Genomic DNA, 20,448 nt, shown 5'->3' on the forward strand with positions numbered 1-20,448 from the left:
GGCAGCGGGCGGTTAGGCCCAGCCGTCATTGGCAATCAGCGTCTTGATGCGGTCACGGTCGAACTCTGCGTCGATGCGCGCGACCTCTGCATCGGCCACGGCGTCGGGTTCGCCGTCGACCGTATAGGGATCGGCCTTGCGCCATTCGGCCAGATAGGCATCGCTGTCATCCGCGCCGATTTTCATCGCGGCACGGTCGATGGCCTGTTCGAACCGTTCAGGCAGCGGACGCTTGGACCCGCGACGGCCTTTGCCGACGATGACCTGCGCAGGAATATCACGCCAATAGACGATGGTAACTTCGGGCATGATTGATTCCTCTGCTGTGCTTGTTTTTCTTAGCGGCTGTTGATCTGTCCCCGTCGCCGTTTTTCGACATTCAGAACGGCGTCTGCGACGTGGTCACATTACAGCGCGCAACCGCGACAGGCGAGGGGGGCGGGGCGTCATAATTCTCAAGATGGTTGTGAGGGCGACTATAAGCTTACGCTGCCGGATCTCTGGTTTCCCGCTTGCCCCTTGCCCGCAGAAACATTACCTTGGGGGCAACTCAATATGAAAGGCGCAATCATGGCGCCACAGCGTCCCAAAGGTGCGGGCGCGCTCGATGTACCGCCGGCTCTGAGCCCCGCGCCAGTTCCGCCCAGATCGACCGAACTTTATGCGGCCCTTGATCTGGGCACAAATAGTTGTCGCATGCTGATCGCACAGCCAAAAGGCAGCGGTTTCCATGTCGTCGATAGCTTCTCGAAGTCTGTCCAGCTTGGGGCAGGGCTTGAGAAAACCGGGCGATTGTCGCGCGGATCGATGACGCGTACCATTCAGGCATTGCGGATCTGCCAGCAAAAGCTGCGCCGTAACAAGGTGCGGCGGATGCGGCTTGTCGCGACCGAGGCGTGCCGCCGTGCCGCCAACGGTGCGGAATTCATGCAGCGTATCCAGCGCGAGACAGGGCTCAAGCTTGATATCATCAAGCCCGAGGAAGAAGCCCAGCTTGCCGTGATTTCCTGCGCGCCGCTGGTGAACCGCAAGACCCACAACCTGCTGGTGGTCGATATCGGTGGCGGCTCGACCGAGCTGGTCTGGATCGACATCTCCAAGGTGCCCAAAGCCGACCGTGCGCAATCCATCATGCGGCTGCATGGCGGGTTCCATCAGGCGAAAACAGATGTGCCCGCCGCGCGTGTGGTCGACTGGATCAGCGTGCCTCTGGGCGTGGCGACCTTGCGCGATCAATTCTCTGATGTTGAAGACGACGCCGCACGCTTTGCCTTGATGAGCTGGTTCTTCGAGGAGAACTTGACCGACTTCACCCCTTATCAATCGATCCAGTCGCAGGACCATTTCCAGATTGTCGGCACCTCGGGCACGGTCACCACTGTTGCTGCCAGCCATTTGGGGCTAAAGCGCTACGACCGGACCAAGGTAGACGGGCTTCGCATGACCTCGGCGCAGATCGACAAGGTGATCCATTCCTATCTCGCGATGGGGCCGGGGGGGCGGCGTGCCGATCCGCGTATCGGGCTGGACCGTCAGGCGTTGATCATGTCAGGAGCCGCGATTTTGCAGGCGTTGATGCGGTGCTGGCCGACGGATAGATTAAGTGTTGCAGACCGTGGTCTGCGCGAGGGGCTGCTCTATGCCCAGATGAGCGCGGATGGCGTTTTGGAAGAAGGATTAGGCTGATGGCGAAAACTCCGACAGGCAAGACGCCCACGGGCGGTGCGTCGGGCGGGAAAACCCCCACTGGCAAGAATACATCAGGGCGCGGCCAGCGTGACCTCAAGGTTAAGGTCAAGTCGGCCCGCGGGCGCAAGCTAAGCTCGACCCGTTGGTTGCAGCGCCAGTTGAACGATCCATATGTCAAACGCGCCAATGCCGAAGGGTATCGCGGGCGCGCGGCGTACAAGATCATGGAGCTTGACGACAAATACCGCTTTCTGGTGCCCGGTGCGCGGGTGGTCGACCTTGGCGCGGCCCCCGGTGGCTGGTGTCAGGTCGCGGTCAAACGCTGTAACGTTCTTGGCGAGAAAAAGGGCAAGAACGTCGGCACGATTCTGGGGATCGACCTGCAAGAGATGGAGCCGATTGCAGGCTGCGAATTGCACCAGCTTGATTTCATGGAAGACGACGCGGACGAGATCGTCAAAGGCTGGCTGGGGGGCAAGGCCGATGTCGTGATGTCCGACATGGCGGCGTCAAGCTCGGGTCACAAACAGACCGACCACAACCGGATCATCGCGCTGTGCGAAGCTGCGGCCTATTTTGCTTTTGACGTGCTTGAGGATGGCGGCACATTTGTCGCGAAAGTGCTGGCCGGCGGCGCGGAGGGCGACTTGCAACAGCTGCTCAAACGTCGGTTTACCAAGGTCGCCAATATCAAACCCCCCGCCAGCCGGTCCGACAGTTCCGAGAAATTCGTGGTCGCCACCGGTTTCAAAGGGGCGCTACCCGAAGACCAGGAGAATCTGTAGGCCCCGCACCGCCTCAAGGCGCGCGGAATTATCAAATGTGATGCGGCAGTTAGACGACTGCCGCATTTTTTTGTGCGGCGGATGCGGTTGCTCTCTTACATATTCGTGAAATGGACCTAAATTGGATCATCGCGCCGCGGCAAAGTTCAATTGCTGCGATAAGAAGCGCTCATAAATCCGTATTTTTCCATCGCAATTTGCGAAAATAGGGCTGGTCGTTTTGGCGTGGCTCATGACATAGTTGCGGCCATGTCTTTGTTCCTGATTATAGCCCTCCCGTTTCTTGGCGCCTTGCTGCCCGGCCTGATGTATCAGGCAGGCCGTCAAAGCTGCTTTTTGGTGACCTTTCTGGTGACGGCCTGCGCCGCGATCGGCCTTGCGACACATGCACCGGCCGTTCTTGCAGGCGAGGTCGTGACCGCCAGCCTCTCGTGGCTGCCGCAGCTGGGGTTGAACGTGAACCTGTTCCTCGACCCGCTGGGGTTGATGTTCGCCGGTCTGATCCTTGGCATCGGGATGCTGATCATCCTTTATGCGCGGTTCTATCTGTCGCGTGACGACAATATGGGCGCGTTCTTCACCTATCTGCTGCTGTTCCAAGGTGCGATGGTCGGGATTGTTCTGTCGGATAACATCTTGATGTTGCTCATTTTCTGGGAGCTGACGTCGCTGTCGTCCTTCCTGCTGATCGGGTTCTGGAAGCATCTGCCCGAAGGGCGTCAAGGCGCGCGTATGGCCCTGACCGTGACGGGGATGGGCGGTCTGGCGATGATCGGTGGCATGCTGCTGCTTGGGCAGATCGTGGGCAGCTATGACCTGACCGTGATCCTTGAGAACCGCGAACTGATCCAAGCGTCTCCGTTGTATCTGCCTGCGCTGATCCTGATCCTGCTGGGCTGCTTCACCAAATCCGCGCAGTTCCCTTTCCACTTCTGGCTGCCGCACGCGATGGCGGCCCCGACGCCGGTGTCGGCCTATCTGCACTCTGCCACGATGGTGAAGGCGGGGCTGTTCCTGATGGCGCGCATGTGGCCGGTACTGTCGGGTACTGAAATCTGGATCGTGCTGGTCTGCTCTGCCGGGTTGATCACGATGGTGCTTGGCGCGCTAATCGCGATTTTCAAAAACGACCTCAAGGCGCTGCTGGCATTTTCCACCGTGTCGCATCTGGGGCTGATCACCTTCCTGCTGGGCACGGGCACCTCCTTTGGCGCGATGGCGGCGGTGTTCCACATTCTGAACCACGCGAGCTTTAAGGCCGCCTTGTTCATGAGCGCGGGCATCGTGGATCACGCGGTGCACACGCGCGATATGACCCGACTGGGGGGCTTGCGCCGTCTGATGCCGATCACCTTCGCGATTGCCACGTTGGCCGCATTGTCGATGGCGGGTATCCCGTTGCTCAACGGGTTCCTGTCCAAAGAGATGATGCTGGAAGAGGCGCTGCACACCACGCTGTTCGGCTCGCCCTATCTGGTGGCGGCAGTGGCGACGCTCGGCGCGCTTTTCTCGGCCGCGTATAGCTTCCGGTTTATTGCGCATACCTTTCTGGGCAAAGAGCGGAACGATTACCCCGCCAAACCCCACGACCCCGAGTTTGGCCTGTGGATTTCACCGGCCTTGTTGATCATCCCCGTGATCGTGATCGGTGTGGCACCGTTCCTGGCGGAACCCTTTGTGCGCACCGTGACCCAAGCGGTCATCGGCTCTGCCGCCGAGATGCCAAGCGCGCATATCAAGCTGTGGCACGGCTTCGTGCCCGCGCTCGGCATGTCGGCGATTGCTGTGGTGGGTGGCTTGCTGCTGCTCGCCGCCTTCGGCCCGTTGGCGCGTCTTTGGGCCGCCACACCGCGCCCCGAGGCCAAGGACATCTTTGACCGTATCATCGCCGCGGCCGTGGGCCTTGCGGGGCTGGTATCGGAGCGTCTGCACAACGGGTCCTTTACCCGCTACGCCGCCGTCTTCGTGACCGCCGTCGTCGCCATCGGGGCGCATGCGTGGTTTACAGGCACCGATGGCGCCCCCGCGCGCGAGATGCTGCCCATCACGCCCGTCGGCTTTGCCGGTTGGCTGATGCTGATGATCGCAACGGGATTCCTCGTGACGGTGCACCGCAACCGTCTGGCGGTCCTGATCCTGATGGGAATCATCGGCTTGATGGTATCGGTCGGGTTCAACTATTTCTCGGCCCCCGATCTGGCGCTCACGCAGATATCGGTCGAGGTGGTGACGATTGTCCTGTTGCTGCTGGCGCTCAACTTCCTGCCCAACAGCACGCCTAAGGAAAGCACCACTCTGCACCGCAGCCGCGATATCGTGGTATCGGTTGTGGCAGGGCTGGCGGCAGCGGGCCTGATCTATTCGATCCTGATGTCGGATTTCCCGATTGCCTCTATCGCTGACTACCACCTTGCCAATTCCTATAAAGGCGGCGGCGGCACCAATGTGGTCAACGTGATCCTCGTTGATTTCCGTGGCTTCGACACCTTTGGCGAGATCATCGTTCTGGGGATCGCCGCGCTGGTCATCTATGCGCTGACAGAGGCGCTGATGTCCGGTCCTGTGCGCGCGCGTCTGCTGAACCGTGGCTATGAGGAAGAGCGCGCGGGCGATGCGCATCCGCTGATGATGGTGGTGCTGACACGCGTGTTGATGCCCATCGTTCTGCTGGTCGGTGTCTATATCTTCCTGCGCGGTCACAACGAACCGGGCGGTGGTTTTGTCGCCGGTCTGGTGGTCGCGATCGCGGTCGTGATGCAATATATGGCCAGCGGCTTTGCCTGGGCGGACAAGCGCCAGCGCTATCATTACCACGGGATCATCGGGGCAGGGGTGCTTTGCGCTGGTCTGACCGGCATTGGTGCGTGGTTTGCCGGTGCGCCGTTCCTGTCCTCTGCCTTTGGCTATTTCCGCATCCCCCCGATGGAGAAATTCGAGCTCGCCACCGCTATGGGCTTTGACCTTGGGGTCTTCCTCGCCGTCGTCGGCGCGGTGATGCTGTCGCTTGAAAGTTTCTCGCGCTTGGGCCGTCGCGCCGGCATCGAGGAAAGCGAACATGCTATGGATATCGACCCGTCACGGGATGAACCGAAAACCGAGACGGAGACCTGATATGGAGCTTTTAGTCGCGTCCGCCATTGGCGTTCTCACCGCTGCCGGGGTCTATCTGATCCTGCGCCTGCGTACCTTTCCCGTGATCATCGGCACCTCGCTGATCAGCTATGCGGTCAATGTGTTCCTGTTCGCCTCGGGGCGGCTGGCGTTGAACGCCCCGCCGATCCTGCGCGACGGGGTCGAGGTCTATACCGATCCGCTGCCCCAAGCGCTGGTGCTGACGGCGATCGTGATCTCCTTTGGGATGACAGCCGTGGTGGTGATGATCGCGGTCGGGTCCTACCTCAGCGCGGGCGATGATCTGGTCAACGAACCCGACACGCTGGCCGGAGCCGATACCGCAGAACCCTCCCCACGCGGAGGAGGCCCGGCATGACCCATTGGCTTATTCTTCCGATCGTTCTGCCAGCCATGCTGGCGGCGTTCATGGTGCTGGCCGCGCGCTACCACCTGCTGATCCAACGGGTGCTGTCCGTTACGGGCACGCTGGGACTGCTGGCACTGGCGCTTGGGCTGTTCTGGCAGGCCTCTGACGGGACGGTCAGCCTGTACCAGCTTGGCAACTGGGCGGCACCTTTCGGTATCGTGCTGGTCGCGGATCGTCTGTCGACGCTCATGGTCCTGCTGACCTGTGTGCTGGCCGTGCCGGTGCTGCTTTATGCGATCGGGTCGGGCTGGGATACCCGCGGGCGGCATTTCCATCCGCTGTTCCAGTTCCAGCTTATGGGGATATTGGGGGCCTTCCTGACCGGCGACGCCTTCAACCTGTTCGTTTTCTTCGAAGTGTTGTTGATCGCCTCTTACGGGTTGATGATCCACGCGGGCGGGCAACGGCGTCTGCGCGCGGGGACGCAATATGTGCTGTATAACCTGCTGGGCTCGACCCTGTTCCTCTTTGCCCTTGGCACGATCTATGCCGAGACAGGCACGCTGAACATGGCCGATCTGGCGATGCGTGTGGCGACGTTGGATGCGGGTGATGGTGCGGGTATCCGCGTTGCTGCCGTGCTGTTGCTGCTGGTCTTTGCGGTCAAGGCCGCGATCTTGCCGCTGCATTTCTGGCTGCCCGCCAGCTATAGCGAGGCACCGGCTCCTGTGGCGGCGCTCTTCGCGATCATGACCAAGGTCGGGGCCTATTGTATCATCCGGTTCTACACGCTGGTTTTCCCCCCCGATCTTGAGATCACGCAGGGGCTGTTTGATGTCTGGCTGATGCCTGCCGCGCTGCTGACCGTCGCACTTGGTATGGCGGGCGTGTTGGGGGCCAAAAGAGCCGACCGCATGGTCGCGTTCTCGGTGATCGGGTCGATGGGCATGCTGCTGGCTGCCGTGTCGGTCTTTACCCCCGCCGGGATTTCCGCCGCCCTTTATTATGCGATCCATTCCACCTTTGCCGCCGCAGCGCTGTTCTTGCTGATCGACGTGATCCGCAGCCGTCGCGGCGCGGCCGAGGTGTCCTTTGTCGATGCGCCGCCGCTGGCAGGTGGGGCGCTTGTCGCGGGTATGTTCTTTGTCGCGGCGATCGCCATGACCGGTCTGCCGCCGCTCTCGGGCTTTCTGGGCAAACTGCTGATCCTTGACGCGGCCCGCAGCGCTGATCTGATGTGGTGGGTCTGGGGTGTGATCCTTGTCGGGTCGCTGATCGCGGTTGTCGGTTTCTCCCGCGCGGGGAGCCAGATTTTCTGGAAAGCGCACCAGTCCGCCCCAGAACCTGCCGAGGGTGATGAGGCACCGGTTGTTGCCGAGGGACAGGGCGTTTTGCCGATGGTGGCCATTGGTGGGCTGCTGGCCCTGCTTGTCGCACTGACCGTTGCGGCGGGGCCCATGACCCGCGTGCTGAATGCGACCGCTGCCCAGCTGTTTAACCCCGAACGCTATCTTACGGTGGTCCTGACCACGCCGGGTAAAAAGATCACGGACCACCACGCAGAGGATGACCACGGCGATGCCGAGGGATCAGCCGATGCGACAGAGGACCACGGCGCAGAGGATGCCGCCGCACCAGAAAAGGATCACTGATATGTTGTCCCGACTGCTTCCGCACCCGATGCTGACGGCGATCCTCGCGATTGCCTGGTGTCTGCTGGTCAATGAAATCAAGCTTGGCACCATTGTCTTTGGTGTCATTCTGGGGCTGCTGATCCCGATTGCCACCGCGGCCTATTGGCCTGACCGCCCGCCGGTCGCGAAACCGGTCAAGCTTCTGGGCTATCTGATCATGGTCATGTGGGATATTCTGGTCGCCAACGTCGTGGTCGCGATGATCGTCCTGTTCAAGTCCAACAAGAACATGCGCCCCGCCTGGGTCGTCATCCCGCTAGAACTTCGCACCCCCGAGGCGATCACCATGCTGGCGGGGACAATTACCCTCACGCCCGGTACGGTGTCGGCGGATGTGTCTGAAGACGGGAAAGCTTTGCTGGTCCATGCGCTGGATGCTGAAAACCCCGACGAGGTGCGTGACGATATCAAACAGCGCTACGAGCGTCGCCTGAAGGAGATTTTCGAATGATTCTGATTGCATTGAACATCGCCTTTGTCGCTGTCGCGGTCTCGCAGCTTCTGGCGATGCTGCGGTTGTTGAAAGGCCCCAATACCGGCGACCGTATCCTGTCGCTGGATACGATGGTGGTGAATGCGATTGCCCTGATCATCCTGCTGGGGATGCGTTTGGGCACCGACATCTATTTTGAAAGTGCGATGATCTTTGCCATGCTTGGCTTTGTGTCGACCGTGGCCATCGCGCGCTTTGTACTGCGAGGTGATATCATTGAGTGATCTACCCCTAATCCCCGAAATCATCATCTCGGCCCTGCTGATCGTGGGCGGGTTCTTTACCCTTGTCGGTTCCATCGGTCTGATCAAGCTGGACAACTGCATGTCCCGTCTGCACGCACCGACCAAAGCCTCGACACTGGGCGTGGGGTCGCTGCTGATGGCGGCGATGATCTATTCCTTCGTCTCCGGCACGGGGTCCCTGCACGAGATTCTGGTAATGGCGTTCTTGTTCGTCACAGCCCCCATCACCGGCAATTTCATCGCCAAGGTGAATTTGCACAGGCTGCATCAGACCAAGGACATGCCGCCAGCGCCCAGTGATCACGTCTGGGGCACATACTCCGACAAATAAGCCAAGCCCGCGCTCCAAAGCGCGGGTTTTTTCTTGGGCGCAAGGTAGGTCGGGCAGGGCGTCTGACGGCGGATCAAAGAAAATTTCAATTTTCCTGCCGATCCATGCAAAACCCCGCTTGACGCCATCGCGAGCAAACCCTATCACCACCAAACGCTTCGACGGCAACGACGAAGCACGCAGTGGGCGGTTGTAGCTCAGTTGGTTAGAGTACCGGCCTGTCACGCCGGGGGTCGCGGGTTCGAGCCCCGTCAACCGCGCCACCGCTGCATTTTATCAGATATTTTGATAACAAGCACACGCCCTTCGGGGCGTGGTTTGCTTGTGCGTTCAGACCCCTGATTGCCGCCACAAGCAGGGGATTTCCGGTGCTGATTCATGCGCAAAATGCCGTGGTGAAAATTTCCAAAATTCTTTGTAGTTTTCTGCGGTTAATCGCTTGACGCTCTGCGCTGGTTATCTTATTCCGCCCTTACTGCGCGGTTGTAGCTCAGCTGGTTAGAGTACCGGCCTGTCACGCCGGGGGTCGCGGGTTCGAGCCCCGTCAACCGCGCCACTTCTCCCTTTTTAGTTCTCTGATTTACCTCGTCCTAAAAAGGGAAAAGCGGGCCGTTAGGCCCGCCCGTTTGCTTACGTCATCGCATCCAGAATACGTGCCCAGCTTCGGATTCCCTTGTGGAAGCTTTCGAGGTCGTATTTCTCGTTCGGGGAGTGGATGGCGTCGTCGTCTTTGCCGAATCCGATCAGCACCGGCGTGGTATCCAGAATTTTCTGGAAATGCCCCGCAATGGGAATCGATCCGCCACAGCCGACATAGGCGGCGGGAACGTTCCATTCATCGGTCAGCGCTTTGCGGGCATCTTCGAATGCGGGGGCAGTGGTCTCGAAGACCGATCCTTGGCTCGACCCGTGGGCGTGGAAAGTCGCTTCGCAGTCCTCGGGCATCATGTCTGTCACCATCTTGCGAAAGCTTTCGCGGATGACATGAGGGGCCTGGGTGCCCACCAGACGGAAGCTGATCTTGGCGTGAGCCTGCGAGGGCAGCACGGTCTTGAAGCCGGCACCTGTGTATCCGCTCCACATGCCGTTGACCTCGCACGTGGGGCGCGACCAGATCATCTCGATCGGCATGCGGTCCTGTTCGCCGGCGGGTTTCGACAGGCCCACATCGCCAAGGAAACTGTCGTGATCAAAGGCAAGCCCTTGCCACTGCGCCTGAATATCGTCGGGCAGTTCTGGTACGCCGTCATAGAAACCGGGCACCGTGATGCGGCCCGTGTCATCGTGCAGGGAGGCGATGACCTTGGATAGGACGCGCGCGGGGTTCATCGACACGCCGCCGTACATGCCAGAGTGCAGGTCAAGATCAGGGCCGGTGATGGTGACCTCTTCGCCCATCAAGCCGCGCAGCATCGTCACGATCGACGGCACCTTGGACTGGAACATGCCCGTGTCGCAGATCATCGCGTAATCGGCGCGCAGCTCGTCTGCATTCTCTTCCATAAAGGGCACCAGCGACGGGGAGCCTGATTCTTCCTCGCCCTCGAAGAAGAAGGTCATGCGGCAGGGAAAATCGCCCTTGACCGCTTTCCACGCGCGCAGTGCCTCGACAAAGGTCATCAGCTGGCCCTTGTCATCTGCGGCACCGCGTCCGCGGATCACACGGCCTTTTGCCGTGTCCTCGACCGCGGGATCAAAGGGATCGCGGTGCCACAGGTTCAGCGGATCGACAGGCTGGACGTCATAGTGACCGTAGAACAGGATATGCGGCTTGTCGGCGGGGCCGTCTACATGGCCCACCACCATCGGGTGACCGGGGGTGGGGCGTTTGGTGGTCTTGATACCGATGCTGTTCAGATCTTCGACCAGCCAATCGGCGGCGCGGTCGCAGTCTTCCTTGAACGCGGGGTCAGTCGAGATGGAGGGGATGCGCAGCAGATCGAGCAGCCGGTCGGTGGCCGCATCCAGATCATGATCGATCCGTGCCAATACGTCGGATAGGGACATGGGGGTAAACCTTTCTGTCAGGGTGAAGATTGCCGCGACCGTATCAGCGCGCTTGGCCGTGTCCAGTGGTCCGCCCGAGCTGGCCGCAGCTTGCGCGCCATACCGCGTGAGAATCGCTTGAGAATCAGGCCTTTGACGCAAGCGGGACAGCGTGCAGGTTTCCGATGCGCGACACCCGAGCGCGATGCGATGCGCCCCGGGCCGGCACCTGCGACAATCGGTTCCTATTAAGGCATTGAATTGAATGGCTCTAAACTATATTCATTCTAAAGCACGAATATGGCGAATGATCCGGTTGCCTTTGCTGGTCCCGCCACCGACGAAGGAGCAAGGCGCAATGGACTATACCAAACAGCTTGATCAGGCGATTGACCGGCTGCACGAGGAAGGTCGCTACCGCACCTTCATCGACATTGAACGCCGCAATGGTCAATTCCCCCACGCTGTCTGGACCCAACCCGACGGGCAAGAGAAGAATATCACCGTCTGGTGCGGGAATGATTACCTCGGGATGGGGCAAAACCCTGTCGTTCTGGCCGCGATGCACGAAGCACTTGATGCGACGGGTGCAGGGTCGGGCGGGACGCGCAATATCTCGGGCACCACGATTTACCACAAACGTCTCGAGGAAGAGCTGTCGGACCTGCACGGCAAGGAAGCCGCCTTGCTGTTCACCAGTGCCTATATCGCCAATGACGCGACGCTCAGCACGCTGCCCAAGTTGTTTCCCGGCCTGATCATCTATTCCGACGAGCTGAACCACGCGTCGATGATCGAAGGGGTCCGCCGCAATGGCGGGGCCAAGCGTATCTTCCGGCATAACGACGTGGACCACCTGCGTGCGCTTATGGCCGCTGATGATCCCGCCGCACCCAAGCTGATCGCCTTTGAATCGATTTACTCGATGGATGGCGATTTCGGCCCGATCGAGGCGATTTGCGACATTGCCGATGAATTCGGCGCGCTGACCTATATCGACGAGGTCCACGCCGTGGGGATGTATGGCCCGCGTGGGGCAGGGGTCGCCGAGCGTGATCGCCTGATGCACCGGCTGGATATCATCAACGGAACGCTTGCCAAGGCCTACGGCGTGATGGGGGGCTATATCGCCGCCTCGGCCAAGATGTGCGACGCCATCCGGTCTTACGCGCCGGGTTTCATCTTTACCACGTCCCTGCCGCCAGCGGTTGCCGCCGGTGCTGCGGCCTCGGTCGCCTACCTCAAGACCGCGCCCGAACTGCGCGAGAAGCACCAGCAGCAGGCCAAAGTGCTGAAACTGCGGCTCAAGGGCTTGGGTCTGCCTATCATTGATCACGGCAGCCATATCGTCCCTGTGATTGTCGGAAACCCCGTACATACCAAGATTTTGTCGGATCGCCTGCTGGAGGATCACGGTATCTATGTGCAGCCGATCAACTTCCCCACCGTGCCCCGCGGGACAGAGCGTTTGCGCTTTACCCCGTCGCCCGTACATGGCCCGTTGGAAATCGAAGGGCTGGTCCACGCGATGGACGCTTTGTGGTCCCATTGTGCGCTGAATCGTGCCGAAATGGCGGGGTGACCCCGAATATTTCGTATAGTCCGTTGATTTATGCTACCGATATCGAAAGAAAAGCTTAATCTCGAATCAACATGTTGTTTCGATTAAGGGCAGCGGGCATAGCTACGGGACATTTTTATGATTGGGCGGTGGTCTTCCAAGTCGGCAGATAACGAGCAAGTTGAAGCCAAAGGTTTCGACGCGTTCGACTTGCGCCTTGGTGACCTGATGCGCGGTGAGCGCGCTACGCTTGGTAAGTCGCTGCTGGATGTCCAACGCGAGCTTCGGATCAAAGCCTCCTACATTGCCGCGATCGAAAACGCCGACCCGGAAGCCTTTGATACACCTGGATTTATTGCCGGTTACGTGCGGTCTTATGCGCGCTATCTGAACATGGACCCGGACAAGGCGTTCGCAGCCTTCTGTGCTGAATCCGGTTTTGCCGTGGCGCATGGCATGTCCTCCAAAGCGTCCGTCGTCAAAAAACCGACCCGCGAAGAGCGTATGACCCGCAATGGCGAGAGCGATATTTTTGCCCGCCCTGCGACGCCCTTCACCCCCGTCGGTGATTCCCTTCTGGCGCGCATAGAGCCCGGTGCTTTGGGTTCGCTACTGGTGCTCGTCGCTTTGATCGGCGGGATTGGCTATGGCGGGTGGAGCGTTCTGCAAGAAGTGCAGCGCGTGCAGGTCTCTCCGGTGGATGAAACGCCTGTTGTGCTGTCTGACCTTGATCCGCTTCAAGGCGCGCTTGCCTCCGCCCCCGAAACGACAGAAGACCCCGATGCGCCGACCGCGATGGCTGTGCCACGTTCCGACGCGCTGGACCGGCTTTATCGCCCTGCCGCACTGGATGTGCCTGTTCTGGTCGCGCGGGATGCGCCGATTTCCTCGATTGATCCGCGCAGTATCGGTAGCTTTGCCTCGACCTCGCCTTCGCCTTCCGTCGGGGATGCGCTGCGCACCGCAGAGAATACCGTGGTCCAACGGGATACGCCCGAGGTACTGCCGGGTGCCGTGCCGCAGGTGGTCGAAGGGCCCGCGCCGCAGTTGCGTATGGTTGCAGCCTATCCATCCTGGGTGCGTGTACGCGCCGCAGATGGCAAGGTTATCTTTGAAGGCATCATGAACAAGGGCGACAGCTGGGATATCCCCGCCACCGAAGAACCCCCGACGCTGCGCACCGGCGAATCCGGCGCGCTGTATTTCGCGATGGACGGACAATACTTCGGGCCTGTTGGCGATCGTGGGGCTGTGACGTCGAACCTGCCGCTGCACCGTCAGGCGCTGGCGGAGCTTTACGAGCCAGCCGTACTGGAAGAGAATTCCGCGCTCGCGACAATGGTGGCCGAGCTGAAGAATGCGGCGACTTCGCCGACGGAATAAGCCGGATACCATTGCAACAACGCGACGGGCTGAATAGGTGTAGGGCGAACCGAACCTGACAGACCCTTCGACTGTTTCATTGCCAAAGGTAGCTTTGCATGTCCCTCAATCACATTCGCCCGTGGCGCAACATTTACCGCCGGAAGTCCCGTCAGATCATGGTGGGGAATGTGCCGGTCGGGGGCGATGCGCCGATCACGGTGCAGACGATGACGAACACGCTGACGACGGATGTCAAAGCGACGATTGCGCAGATTCAGGCTGCTGCCGATGTGGGGGCCGATATCGTGCGTGTGTCGGTGCCGGATGTCGAAAGCTCCAAGGCGCTGAAAGAGATCGTGCGCGAGGTATCGGTGCCGATCGTGGCGGATATCCATTTCCACTACAAACGCGGAATCGAAGCCGCCGAGGCGGGGGCCGCCTGTCTGCGGATCAACCCCGGCAATATCGGCGACGAAAAGCGCGTCAAAGAGGTGATCAAGGCCGCGCGGGACAATAATTGTTCGATCCGCATCGGCGTCAACGCAGGGTCGCTGGAACGCCACCTGCTTGAGAAATACGGCGAGCCATGCCCCGATGCGATGGTCGAAAGCGGGATGGACCACATCAAGATCCTGCAAGACAATGATTTCCACGAATTCAAGATCAGCTGCAAAGCCTCTGACGTCTTTATGGCCGCCGCGGCCTACCAGCAGTTGGCCGAGGCGACGGATGCGCCGATCCACCTTGGCATCACCGAGGCGGGGGGGCTGACCTCTGGCACGATCAAATCGGCCATTGGCCTGGGCAATCTATTGTGGATGGGTATCGGTGACACGATCCGAGTGTCCCTGTCTGCGGACCCCGTGGAAGAGGTCAAGGTTGGCTACGAGATCCTGAAATCCCTTGGCCTGCGTCACCGCGGTGTGAACATCATCAGCTGTCCCAGCTGCGCGCGGCAGGGCTTTGACGTGATCAAGACCGTCGAGGCGCTGGAACAACGGTTGGAGCATATCAAAACCCCGATGAGCCTGAGCATCATCGGTTGCGTCGTCAATGGCCCCGGTGAGGCGCTGATGACGGATGTGGGCTTTACCGGCGGGGGCAACGGGGCGGGCATGGTCTATCTTGCGGGCAAACAAAGCCACAAGCTGGGCAATGACGCGATGATCGATCACATCGTCGAACAGGTTGAAGCTCGCGCCGCCGCCATCGAAGCGGAGACCCAAGCGGCAGAGCAAGCAGCCGAGTGACTTTGCCCCAAGCGGCGCATTTGCCATCGACAGATATTTGCGTATTCCATATCAATAGATATGCCTGATCACGCCGCCAAGACCCCGACATACGCCGAGTTTTTCTGCGGTGGTGGCATGGTGCGCGCGGCCTTGCAGGACCGGTGGGATTGCGTGCTGGCCAATGATATCGATGCGATGAAATGCAAGGTCTATGCCCAGAATTGGGGGCAGGCGGCATTGCATCAGGGCGATATCGCGGCCATGCCCGATGACCTGCTGGCGCGTCAGATCGATATGTATTGGGCGTCGAGCCCTTGTCAGGATTTCAGCCTTGCGGGCAAGGGGCGGGGCCTGGGCGGCGCGCGCAGCGGTGTCTTTGCCCATTGGGCCGACAAGATCGCCACGGCCATAAAAGCAGGCTTTGCGCCGCGTATCATCGCCTTTGAAAACGTCGTCGGGTTGGTGTCGCGCAATGGTGGGGCGGATATGAACACCGTACTCGCGACCTTTGTGCGGCTTGGCTATAAGGTCGGCGCGCTCGAGATCGACGCGCGGCGGTTCCTGCCGCAAAGCCGGCCGCGCCTGTTCGTTGTGTGCGTGCGCGAGGATATCGATATCTCGGGGCTGACGGTGCCAAAACCGTCCCATGTCTTTCACGGCAAGAAGTTGCAGAAGTTCCTGGCCTCTGCGTCGCGTCCTGTGCGGTCGAACTGGGTCTGGTGGAAGCTGGGGGATGCCCCCGCCGACGAACAGGTGCTTGAGCGTGTGCTTGAACGGCGTGCCACCATGCCGTGGTTTAGCGCTGCGGATACCGACCGTCTGCTGACGCTGATGTCGCCCCCCAGCCTTGAACGGTTGCGCGTGGCGCGCAAGGCGGGGCGCACCGTGGTGGGCACGATCTATAAACGCGGGCGCCCCGATGCGGATGGGAATGTGCGCCAACGGGCAGAGCTGCGCACCGACGGGATTGCGGGCTGCTTGCGGACCCCTGCGGGCGGGTCCTCACGGCAGATCCTGATGTTTATCAAGGGCAACCAGACCAAGGCCCGGCTTGTCTCCTCGCGCGAGGTGGCGCGGCTGATGGGGTTGCCGGACAGCTACAAGATGCCCGACACCTACAACAACGCCTACCGCGTGGCGGGGGATGGGGTCGCCGTGCCTGTCGTGCGCTATCTTGACGAGGTGTTGTTCGCGCCCCTACTTGAGCGTCAGTCACTGGGGGCAGTCGCGTGAACGCGGCGCAGGCGTTTCGGGGCAAGGCACTGGCGGCGCTGACCAATCAGATCGGCGTCTATGCGCTTTGTGATCTGGACGGCAATCCGATTTATGTGGGTCAGTCGGTCGATGGAATCCGCACGCGGGTGCGCCGGCATCTGACATCGGCGCGGTCCGACGTGATTGCCAACCGTCAGATCGACGTGTGGGAGATCGCCTTTGTCTGGGCCTGGCCGGTGTCGACGAAGGCAGAGGTCGAACCGCTGGAACGCGCGATCTTTGCCCATTACGACGCTGAATTGCCGCTGATGAACGGCAAGGCGATGGTGGCGGATGCGCCGCTGTTCGACTGGCCGGAAAAGCAAGTGGTGCAGGTCATCGACGAAGAGGAACGACAGTCGCGGTTGACCCCGTCAAACCGGCTGCCGCGCCAGATCAAACAGTATGACTTGCTGGTCGATTATATCCTCAACGTGAAAGAGGCCCCGCATCTCAAGCGGTCGCTTGATGCGCATTTCAAACGCATGGTGCGCTATCATCAGCGGTTTCTTTAAGCGCTACGGGGCCAGATACCGCCGCAGCACGATGTCGGGCATGTGGCCACGCAAGATGCGGTCTGCCATCACGTAGAAGGGAGGATCGGTCATGCCAAGCTGTGCCGCAAGGGCGGCGCTGGCAGGATCGGACATCATGTGATGCGTGAAGATGATGCCATATGCATCTGTTATTGCTTCCAATTCCGCCAGCGCACCGTCACAGTCTGCGCAGTCGTCGCCGGTAAACAACGCAATCGGCGCTCCGGCCAATACTTGATCTGTCAGGGATGCGATAAGCGCGAGATCCGCCTGCGCCTTCTCTTGATAGGCTTCGGCAGCATAGTTGCGGGGGGCCACAGCGGGTGCTGCAAGCTCCGGCTCTGCCAGAAGCAACGCCCGCACTTCTTCCCCCAAGGCGCGCCGTTCTGCATGGGTCAACGCGCCAAAGTCGGTCTGCGCGGCCACCGGGAAGGCCGCCACGCAACAAGCTAATGCCAGTCGCATCTTAACCGCGTTTTTCTTCCAGAATGGCTTTCATCTGGTCGTAAGGCAGATAGCCGCGCAGCAGTTCGTCCTGCATCACAAAGGTCGGTGTGCCGGAAATCTGCAGCGTCTGTGCCAGCGCGCGGGTCTTTTCGATCTCGGCGGTGACTTCGGCACTGTCCATCTTTTCCTGAATGGCCTCGGCATCCAGATCGAAGCTGCTGGCCAAGCGTCCCAGCGACGTCGGGGTGATGTCGCCGTTAAAGCTCATCAAGGCATCATGCACGGATTTATAGGCCTCGTCCCCCGCAACGATCTTGGTTGCGATGGCAAAGCGCGAGGCGACCATGGATTGTTCGCCCAGAATCGGCAGTTCTTTCACGATAAAGCGGATGTTGCCGTCGCCATTGACCAGTTTTTCAACCTCGGAGAACGCTTTTTTGCAGTAGCCGCAGCGGTAGTCCATAAACTCTACGATGGTCATGTCGCCTTCGGGATTGCCACCGACATAGGAATAGCCGTCGTCGAAGATCGCAGCCGCATTGTCGGACACCAGCGTGAAATCCGCCTGCGCCTGTGCTTCGGCCTGACGGGCCTGCAACTGGTTCACCGCTTCCATGATCACTTCGGGGTTTTCCATCAGATAGGCGCGGACCTCGGCGCGGAATTGCGCGCGTTCGGCATCGGTCAGTTCGGTCAGGTCCATCGCATGGGCGGGGGCTGTCAGGGAAAGGGCCACTAGGGCGGGGGCGATCAGCTTTTTCATCAGGGTCACTCGCTTGTTGTTACGCAGGGGTGCAGGCACCGGTTGCAAGGGTGGTGCGCGATTTTGCCAGCGCGCACAAGGGTTGACGGCACCGGCGGGGTGCGGTGAAAGGTCCGGGCTCAACAGTAGGATCAAGCCCATGCGTATTTCAACCCGATCTCAGGTCGATCCCTTTATCGTGATGGATGTGATGCAGGCCGCCGCCGCCGCCGAGGCGGAGGGCCGCCACATCATTCATATGGAGGTCGGCCAACCCGGCACGGGTGCGCCCAAAGGGGCCAGCACCGCATTGACCGCCGCGATGGAGCAGGGCGCGCTTGGTTATACCGTCGCATTGGGGTTGCCTGCGCTGCGCCAGCGGATCGCGCGGATGTACGGGGAATGGTACAATGTCGATCTGGACCCGAACCGCGTGGTCATCACCTCTGGCTCTTCGGGCGGGTTCATCCTGACGTTTACCTCGCTCTTTGACACCGGGGACCGTGTGGGCATCGGGGCACCGGGGTATCCCAGCTACCGCCAGATCCTCAAGGCGCTGGGCCTTGCCCCCGTCGATCTGCCCACCTCGCTTGACAACCGCCTGCAGCCGGTGTCTGCGGATTTCGCGGGCATGGACCTGCAGGGGTTGCTGGTCGCGTCTCCGGGCAACCCGACGGGCACGATGCTGGATCACGCTGCCATGTCCGCGCTGATCGACGCGACGCAAGCGCAGGGGGCATCTTTTATCTCGGACGAGATTTACCACGGCATCGAATACGAGAAAAAGGCCGTGACCGCGCTTGAGATCACCGATGATGTCTATGTCATCAATTCGTTTTCCAAGTATTTCTCTATGACCGGTTGGCGTGTCGGCTGGATGGTTGTGCCAGAGGATCACGTGCGCGTGGTCGAACGGATCGCGCAAAACATGTTCATCTGCGCCCCCCACGCCAGTCAGGTCGCCGCGCTTGCCGCTATGGATTGCACCGATGAGCTTGAGGCGAATATGGATGTCTACCGCGCCAACCGCGCGATGATGATCACCGGCCTGCGCGAGGCGGGCTTCACCCGTTTCGCGCCCCCCGACGGGGCCTTCTATGTCTACGCCGATGTGTCCGAGCTGACGGATGACAGCCGCGCATTGGCGCGGGATATTCTGGACAAGGCGGGTGTGGCCGTGACCCCGGGGCTCGATTTCGATCCGGTGCGCGGGCATCACTGGCTGCGGTTTTCCTATGCGCGCAGCACCCAGGATATTGCCGAAGGGCTGGGGCGGCTCAAGACCTATATGGCGGCCCGCTGAAAGGCTGGCTCGGGTCGCGGCGGGGTGCTATACCTGCCGCAACCACCCCGAGCAGAACGGTGACAGGCATGCGTATTCTTCCCATTATCGCAACGGTTTGCGCGCTGTCCTTGCCAGCGTCCGCGCAGGATCTGACCGCGCTGGCGCGGGTGGACCCTGCCAAAAGCGCCATCTCGGATGGCTGGTTCGGGGGCACGACGCTGACGCTTGGGCTGAGCCAAGGGGTGCCGTTTCGGGTGTTCTTGCTGGATGATCCGGCGCGGCTGGTGGTCGATTTCCGCGAGGCCGACTGGAGCGGTGTGAACACCAAAGACCTGCTGCCTGAACCCGGACGGATTACCGGTCTGCGCTTTGGCCCGTTCCAGCCCGGTTGGTCGCGGCTTGTCGCAGATCTGGCCGAACCGATGATTCCGCGCGAGATCGGGATGCCGGTCAACAAGGGGTCCGGTCACGCCACGCTTGAGATCGCGTTGACATCCGCCAGCCCCGAGGAATTTGCCGCCGCCGCCGGTGCGCCCGTTGATCCGGCGTGGACCATGGCGCTGGCCGCACCGCCCAAGGCGGTTGCCGACCTGAAAGAGGTGCCGTTTCGCGTGGTGCTGGACCCCGGTCACGGGGGCGTTGATCCGGGGGCAGAGACAGATGGTATTCTGGAAAAAGACCTGATGCTGTCCTTTGCCCAAGCCCTGCGCGACACATTGGTCCGCGACGGGATCGATGTGGTGATGACGCGCGACACGGATCATTTCGTCGCGCTTGAAACCCGCGTCGCCATTGCGCATCAGGCCGAAGGCGATCTGTTTATCTCGCTCCATGCGGACAGTTTGCAGCACGGCGGCGCAAAGGGGGCGACGGTCTATACGCTGTCGGACGACGCCAGCGATACTGCCACCGACCATCTGGCGGCACGCCACAACCGCGCCGATATTATCGCAGGGGCCGACCTGACCGGATCGGATGACGAGGTCGCCAGCGTGCTGCTTGATCTTGCCCGCCAAGAGACAGAGCCACGGTCGGTTGCCGCCGCTAAAGTGCTGGTTGAAGGCATGAAAGCCGCCGGCGGTCCGATGAATCGCCACCCGCTGCGCAACGCGGGCTTTTCGGTGTTGAAATCGGCTGACATCCCGTCTGTCCTGATCGAAATCGGCTTCCTCAGCTCGAAGCGTGATCTTGCCAATCTGCGAGACCCGATCTGGCGGGCGGTCATGGTGTCGGCGATTGCGGATTCCATCGCCAAATGGCGCGACGCGGATGCCGCGCTCAAGCCCTTGATTCGCCAATAAACCGCACCCGAACGCCCCTCT

The 20,448-nt window shown here is 60.7% G+C and carries 19 protein-coding genes and 2 tRNA genes; 17 read left to right on the top strand and 4 right to left on the bottom strand.

All coding sequences use genetic code 11. The features are described 5' to 3' along the window. Positions 1-12 precede the first annotated feature (12 nt). Complete coding sequence (locus C1J04_RS09060; protein WP_005853250.1) at positions 13-309, bottom strand: virulence factor; 297 nt, start codon at positions 307-309, stop codon at positions 13-15. Positions 310-570: 261 nt separating this feature from the next. Here C1J04_RS09060 and C1J04_RS09065 point away from each other — a divergent pair, with 261 nt between their 5' ends. The 10 genes from C1J04_RS09065 (at position 571) to C1J04_RS09110 (ending at position 9,274) form a co-directional block, all read left to right on the top strand. Then, positions 571-1,686, top strand: a complete 1,116-nt coding sequence (locus C1J04_RS09065) for a Ppx/GppA phosphatase family protein (protein WP_005853251.1) — start codon at positions 571-573, stop codon at positions 1,684-1,686. Then, on the top strand, positions 1,686-2,474 hold the full coding sequence (locus C1J04_RS09070; RefSeq protein ID WP_005853253.1) for an RlmE family RNA methyltransferase: 789 nt from the start codon (positions 1,686-1,688) through the stop codon (positions 2,472-2,474). Before C1J04_RS09065 ends, C1J04_RS09070 begins: the two co-directional genes overlap by 1 nt. A 249-nt stretch (positions 2,475-2,723) precedes the next feature. Beyond that, complete coding sequence (locus tag C1J04_RS09075; RefSeq protein ID WP_009826927.1) at positions 2,724-5,585, top strand: monovalent cation/H+ antiporter subunit A; 2,862 nt, start codon at positions 2,724-2,726, stop codon at positions 5,583-5,585. A gap of 1 nt (position 5,586) precedes the next feature. Further along, on the top strand, positions 5,587-5,964 hold the full coding sequence (locus C1J04_RS09080) for a Na+/H+ antiporter subunit C (RefSeq protein WP_009826928.1): 378 nt from the start codon (positions 5,587-5,589) through the stop codon (positions 5,962-5,964). After that, positions 5,961-7,607, top strand: a complete 1,647-nt coding sequence (locus C1J04_RS09085; RefSeq protein WP_037954406.1) for a monovalent cation/H+ antiporter subunit D — start codon at positions 5,961-5,963, stop codon at positions 7,605-7,607. Before C1J04_RS09080 ends, C1J04_RS09085 begins: the two co-directional genes overlap by 4 nt. 1 nt (position 7,608) lies before the next feature. Then, a complete protein-coding gene (locus C1J04_RS09090; RefSeq protein WP_037944161.1) occupies positions 7,609-8,100 on the top strand; it encodes a Na+/H+ antiporter subunit E in 492 nt (163 codons plus the stop codon). After that, positions 8,097-8,366: a K+/H+ antiporter subunit F gene (locus C1J04_RS09095; RefSeq protein ID WP_005853262.1), complete on the top strand. Its 270-nt coding sequence runs from the start codon at positions 8,097-8,099 to the stop codon at positions 8,364-8,366. Before C1J04_RS09090 ends, C1J04_RS09095 begins: the two co-directional genes overlap by 4 nt. Further along, positions 8,359-8,718: a Na+/H+ antiporter subunit G gene (locus tag C1J04_RS09100; RefSeq protein ID WP_005853264.1), complete on the top strand. Its 360-nt coding sequence runs from the start codon at positions 8,359-8,361 to the stop codon at positions 8,716-8,718. The genes C1J04_RS09095 and C1J04_RS09100 overlap by 8 nt, the downstream gene beginning before the upstream one ends. A gap of 186 nt (positions 8,719-8,904) precedes the next feature. Further along, positions 8,905-8,981: transfer RNA gene (locus tag C1J04_RS09105), tRNA-Asp, on the top strand. A 216-nt stretch (positions 8,982-9,197) separates the two neighbouring features. Next, positions 9,198-9,274 (top strand) — tRNA-Asp (locus C1J04_RS09110). A gap of 74 nt (positions 9,275-9,348) precedes the next feature. Here the strand turns inward: C1J04_RS09110 and C1J04_RS09115 are convergent. Continuing rightward, positions 9,349-10,725: a M20/M25/M40 family metallo-hydrolase gene (locus C1J04_RS09115; RefSeq protein ID WP_009826931.1), complete on the bottom strand. Its 1,377-nt coding sequence runs from the start codon at positions 10,723-10,725 to the stop codon at positions 9,349-9,351. Between the two features lie 337 nt (positions 10,726-11,062). On the opposite strand from C1J04_RS09115, the gene hemA reads away from it, so the two are divergent. The 5 genes from hemA to C1J04_RS09140 all read left to right on the top strand — a co-directional run bounded on the left by hemA (position 11,063) and on the right by C1J04_RS09140 (position 16,631). Then, complete coding sequence (hemA, locus tag C1J04_RS09120) at positions 11,063-12,286, top strand: 5-aminolevulinate synthase (RefSeq protein ID WP_037944163.1); 1,224 nt, start codon at positions 11,063-11,065, stop codon at positions 12,284-12,286. Between the two features lie 117 nt (positions 12,287-12,403). Further along, positions 12,404-13,648, top strand: coding sequence for a helix-turn-helix domain-containing protein (locus tag C1J04_RS09125; protein WP_009826933.1), 1,245 nt, complete (start codon positions 12,404-12,406; stop codon positions 13,646-13,648). A gap of 98 nt (positions 13,649-13,746) precedes the next feature. Then, positions 13,747-14,880 carry a flavodoxin-dependent (E)-4-hydroxy-3-methylbut-2-enyl-diphosphate synthase gene (gene ispG / locus C1J04_RS09130; protein WP_037954409.1) on the top strand — a complete coding sequence of 378 codons (1,134 nt, stop codon included), beginning with the start codon at positions 13,747-13,749 and terminating at the stop codon, positions 14,878-14,880. Between the two features lie 60 nt (positions 14,881-14,940). Further along, positions 14,941-16,095, top strand: coding sequence for a DNA cytosine methyltransferase (locus C1J04_RS09135; RefSeq protein ID WP_009826935.1), 1,155 nt, complete (start codon positions 14,941-14,943; stop codon positions 16,093-16,095). Then, positions 16,092-16,631 carry a GIY-YIG nuclease family protein gene (locus C1J04_RS09140; protein WP_009826936.1) on the top strand — a complete coding sequence of 180 codons (540 nt, stop codon included), beginning with the start codon at positions 16,092-16,094 and terminating at the stop codon, positions 16,629-16,631. Before C1J04_RS09135 ends, C1J04_RS09140 begins: the two co-directional genes overlap by 4 nt. A 3-nt stretch (positions 16,632-16,634) precedes the next feature. On the opposite strand, the gene C1J04_RS09145 is transcribed toward C1J04_RS09140, so the two are convergent. Continuing rightward, on the bottom strand, positions 16,635-17,117 hold the full coding sequence (locus C1J04_RS09145; protein ID WP_037954412.1) for a hypothetical protein: 483 nt from the start codon (positions 17,115-17,117) through the stop codon (positions 16,635-16,637). A gap of 1 nt (position 17,118) precedes the next feature. Next, complete coding sequence (locus tag C1J04_RS09150) at positions 17,119-17,862, bottom strand: DsbA family protein (protein WP_009826938.1); 744 nt, start codon at positions 17,860-17,862, stop codon at positions 17,119-17,121. 139 nt (positions 17,863-18,001) lie between these two features. Here C1J04_RS09150 and C1J04_RS09155 point away from each other — a divergent pair, with 139 nt between their 5' ends. Together C1J04_RS09155 and C1J04_RS09160 are read left to right on the top strand one after the other, a co-directional pair. Next, positions 18,002-19,144: a pyridoxal phosphate-dependent aminotransferase gene (locus tag C1J04_RS09155; protein WP_037954414.1), complete on the top strand. Its 1,143-nt coding sequence runs from the start codon at positions 18,002-18,004 to the stop codon at positions 19,142-19,144. A 68-nt stretch (positions 19,145-19,212) separates the two neighbouring features. Beyond that, complete coding sequence (locus C1J04_RS09160) at positions 19,213-20,427, top strand: N-acetylmuramoyl-L-alanine amidase (RefSeq protein WP_009826940.1); 1,215 nt, start codon at positions 19,213-19,215, stop codon at positions 20,425-20,427. The last annotated feature ends 21 nt before the right edge of the window (positions 20,428-20,448 follow it).

This window comes from Sulfitobacter sp. SK025 (assembly GCF_003352105.1).
In the GTDB taxonomy this organism is placed as follows: domain Bacteria; phylum Pseudomonadota; class Alphaproteobacteria; order Rhodobacterales; family Rhodobacteraceae; genus Sulfitobacter; species Sulfitobacter pontiacus.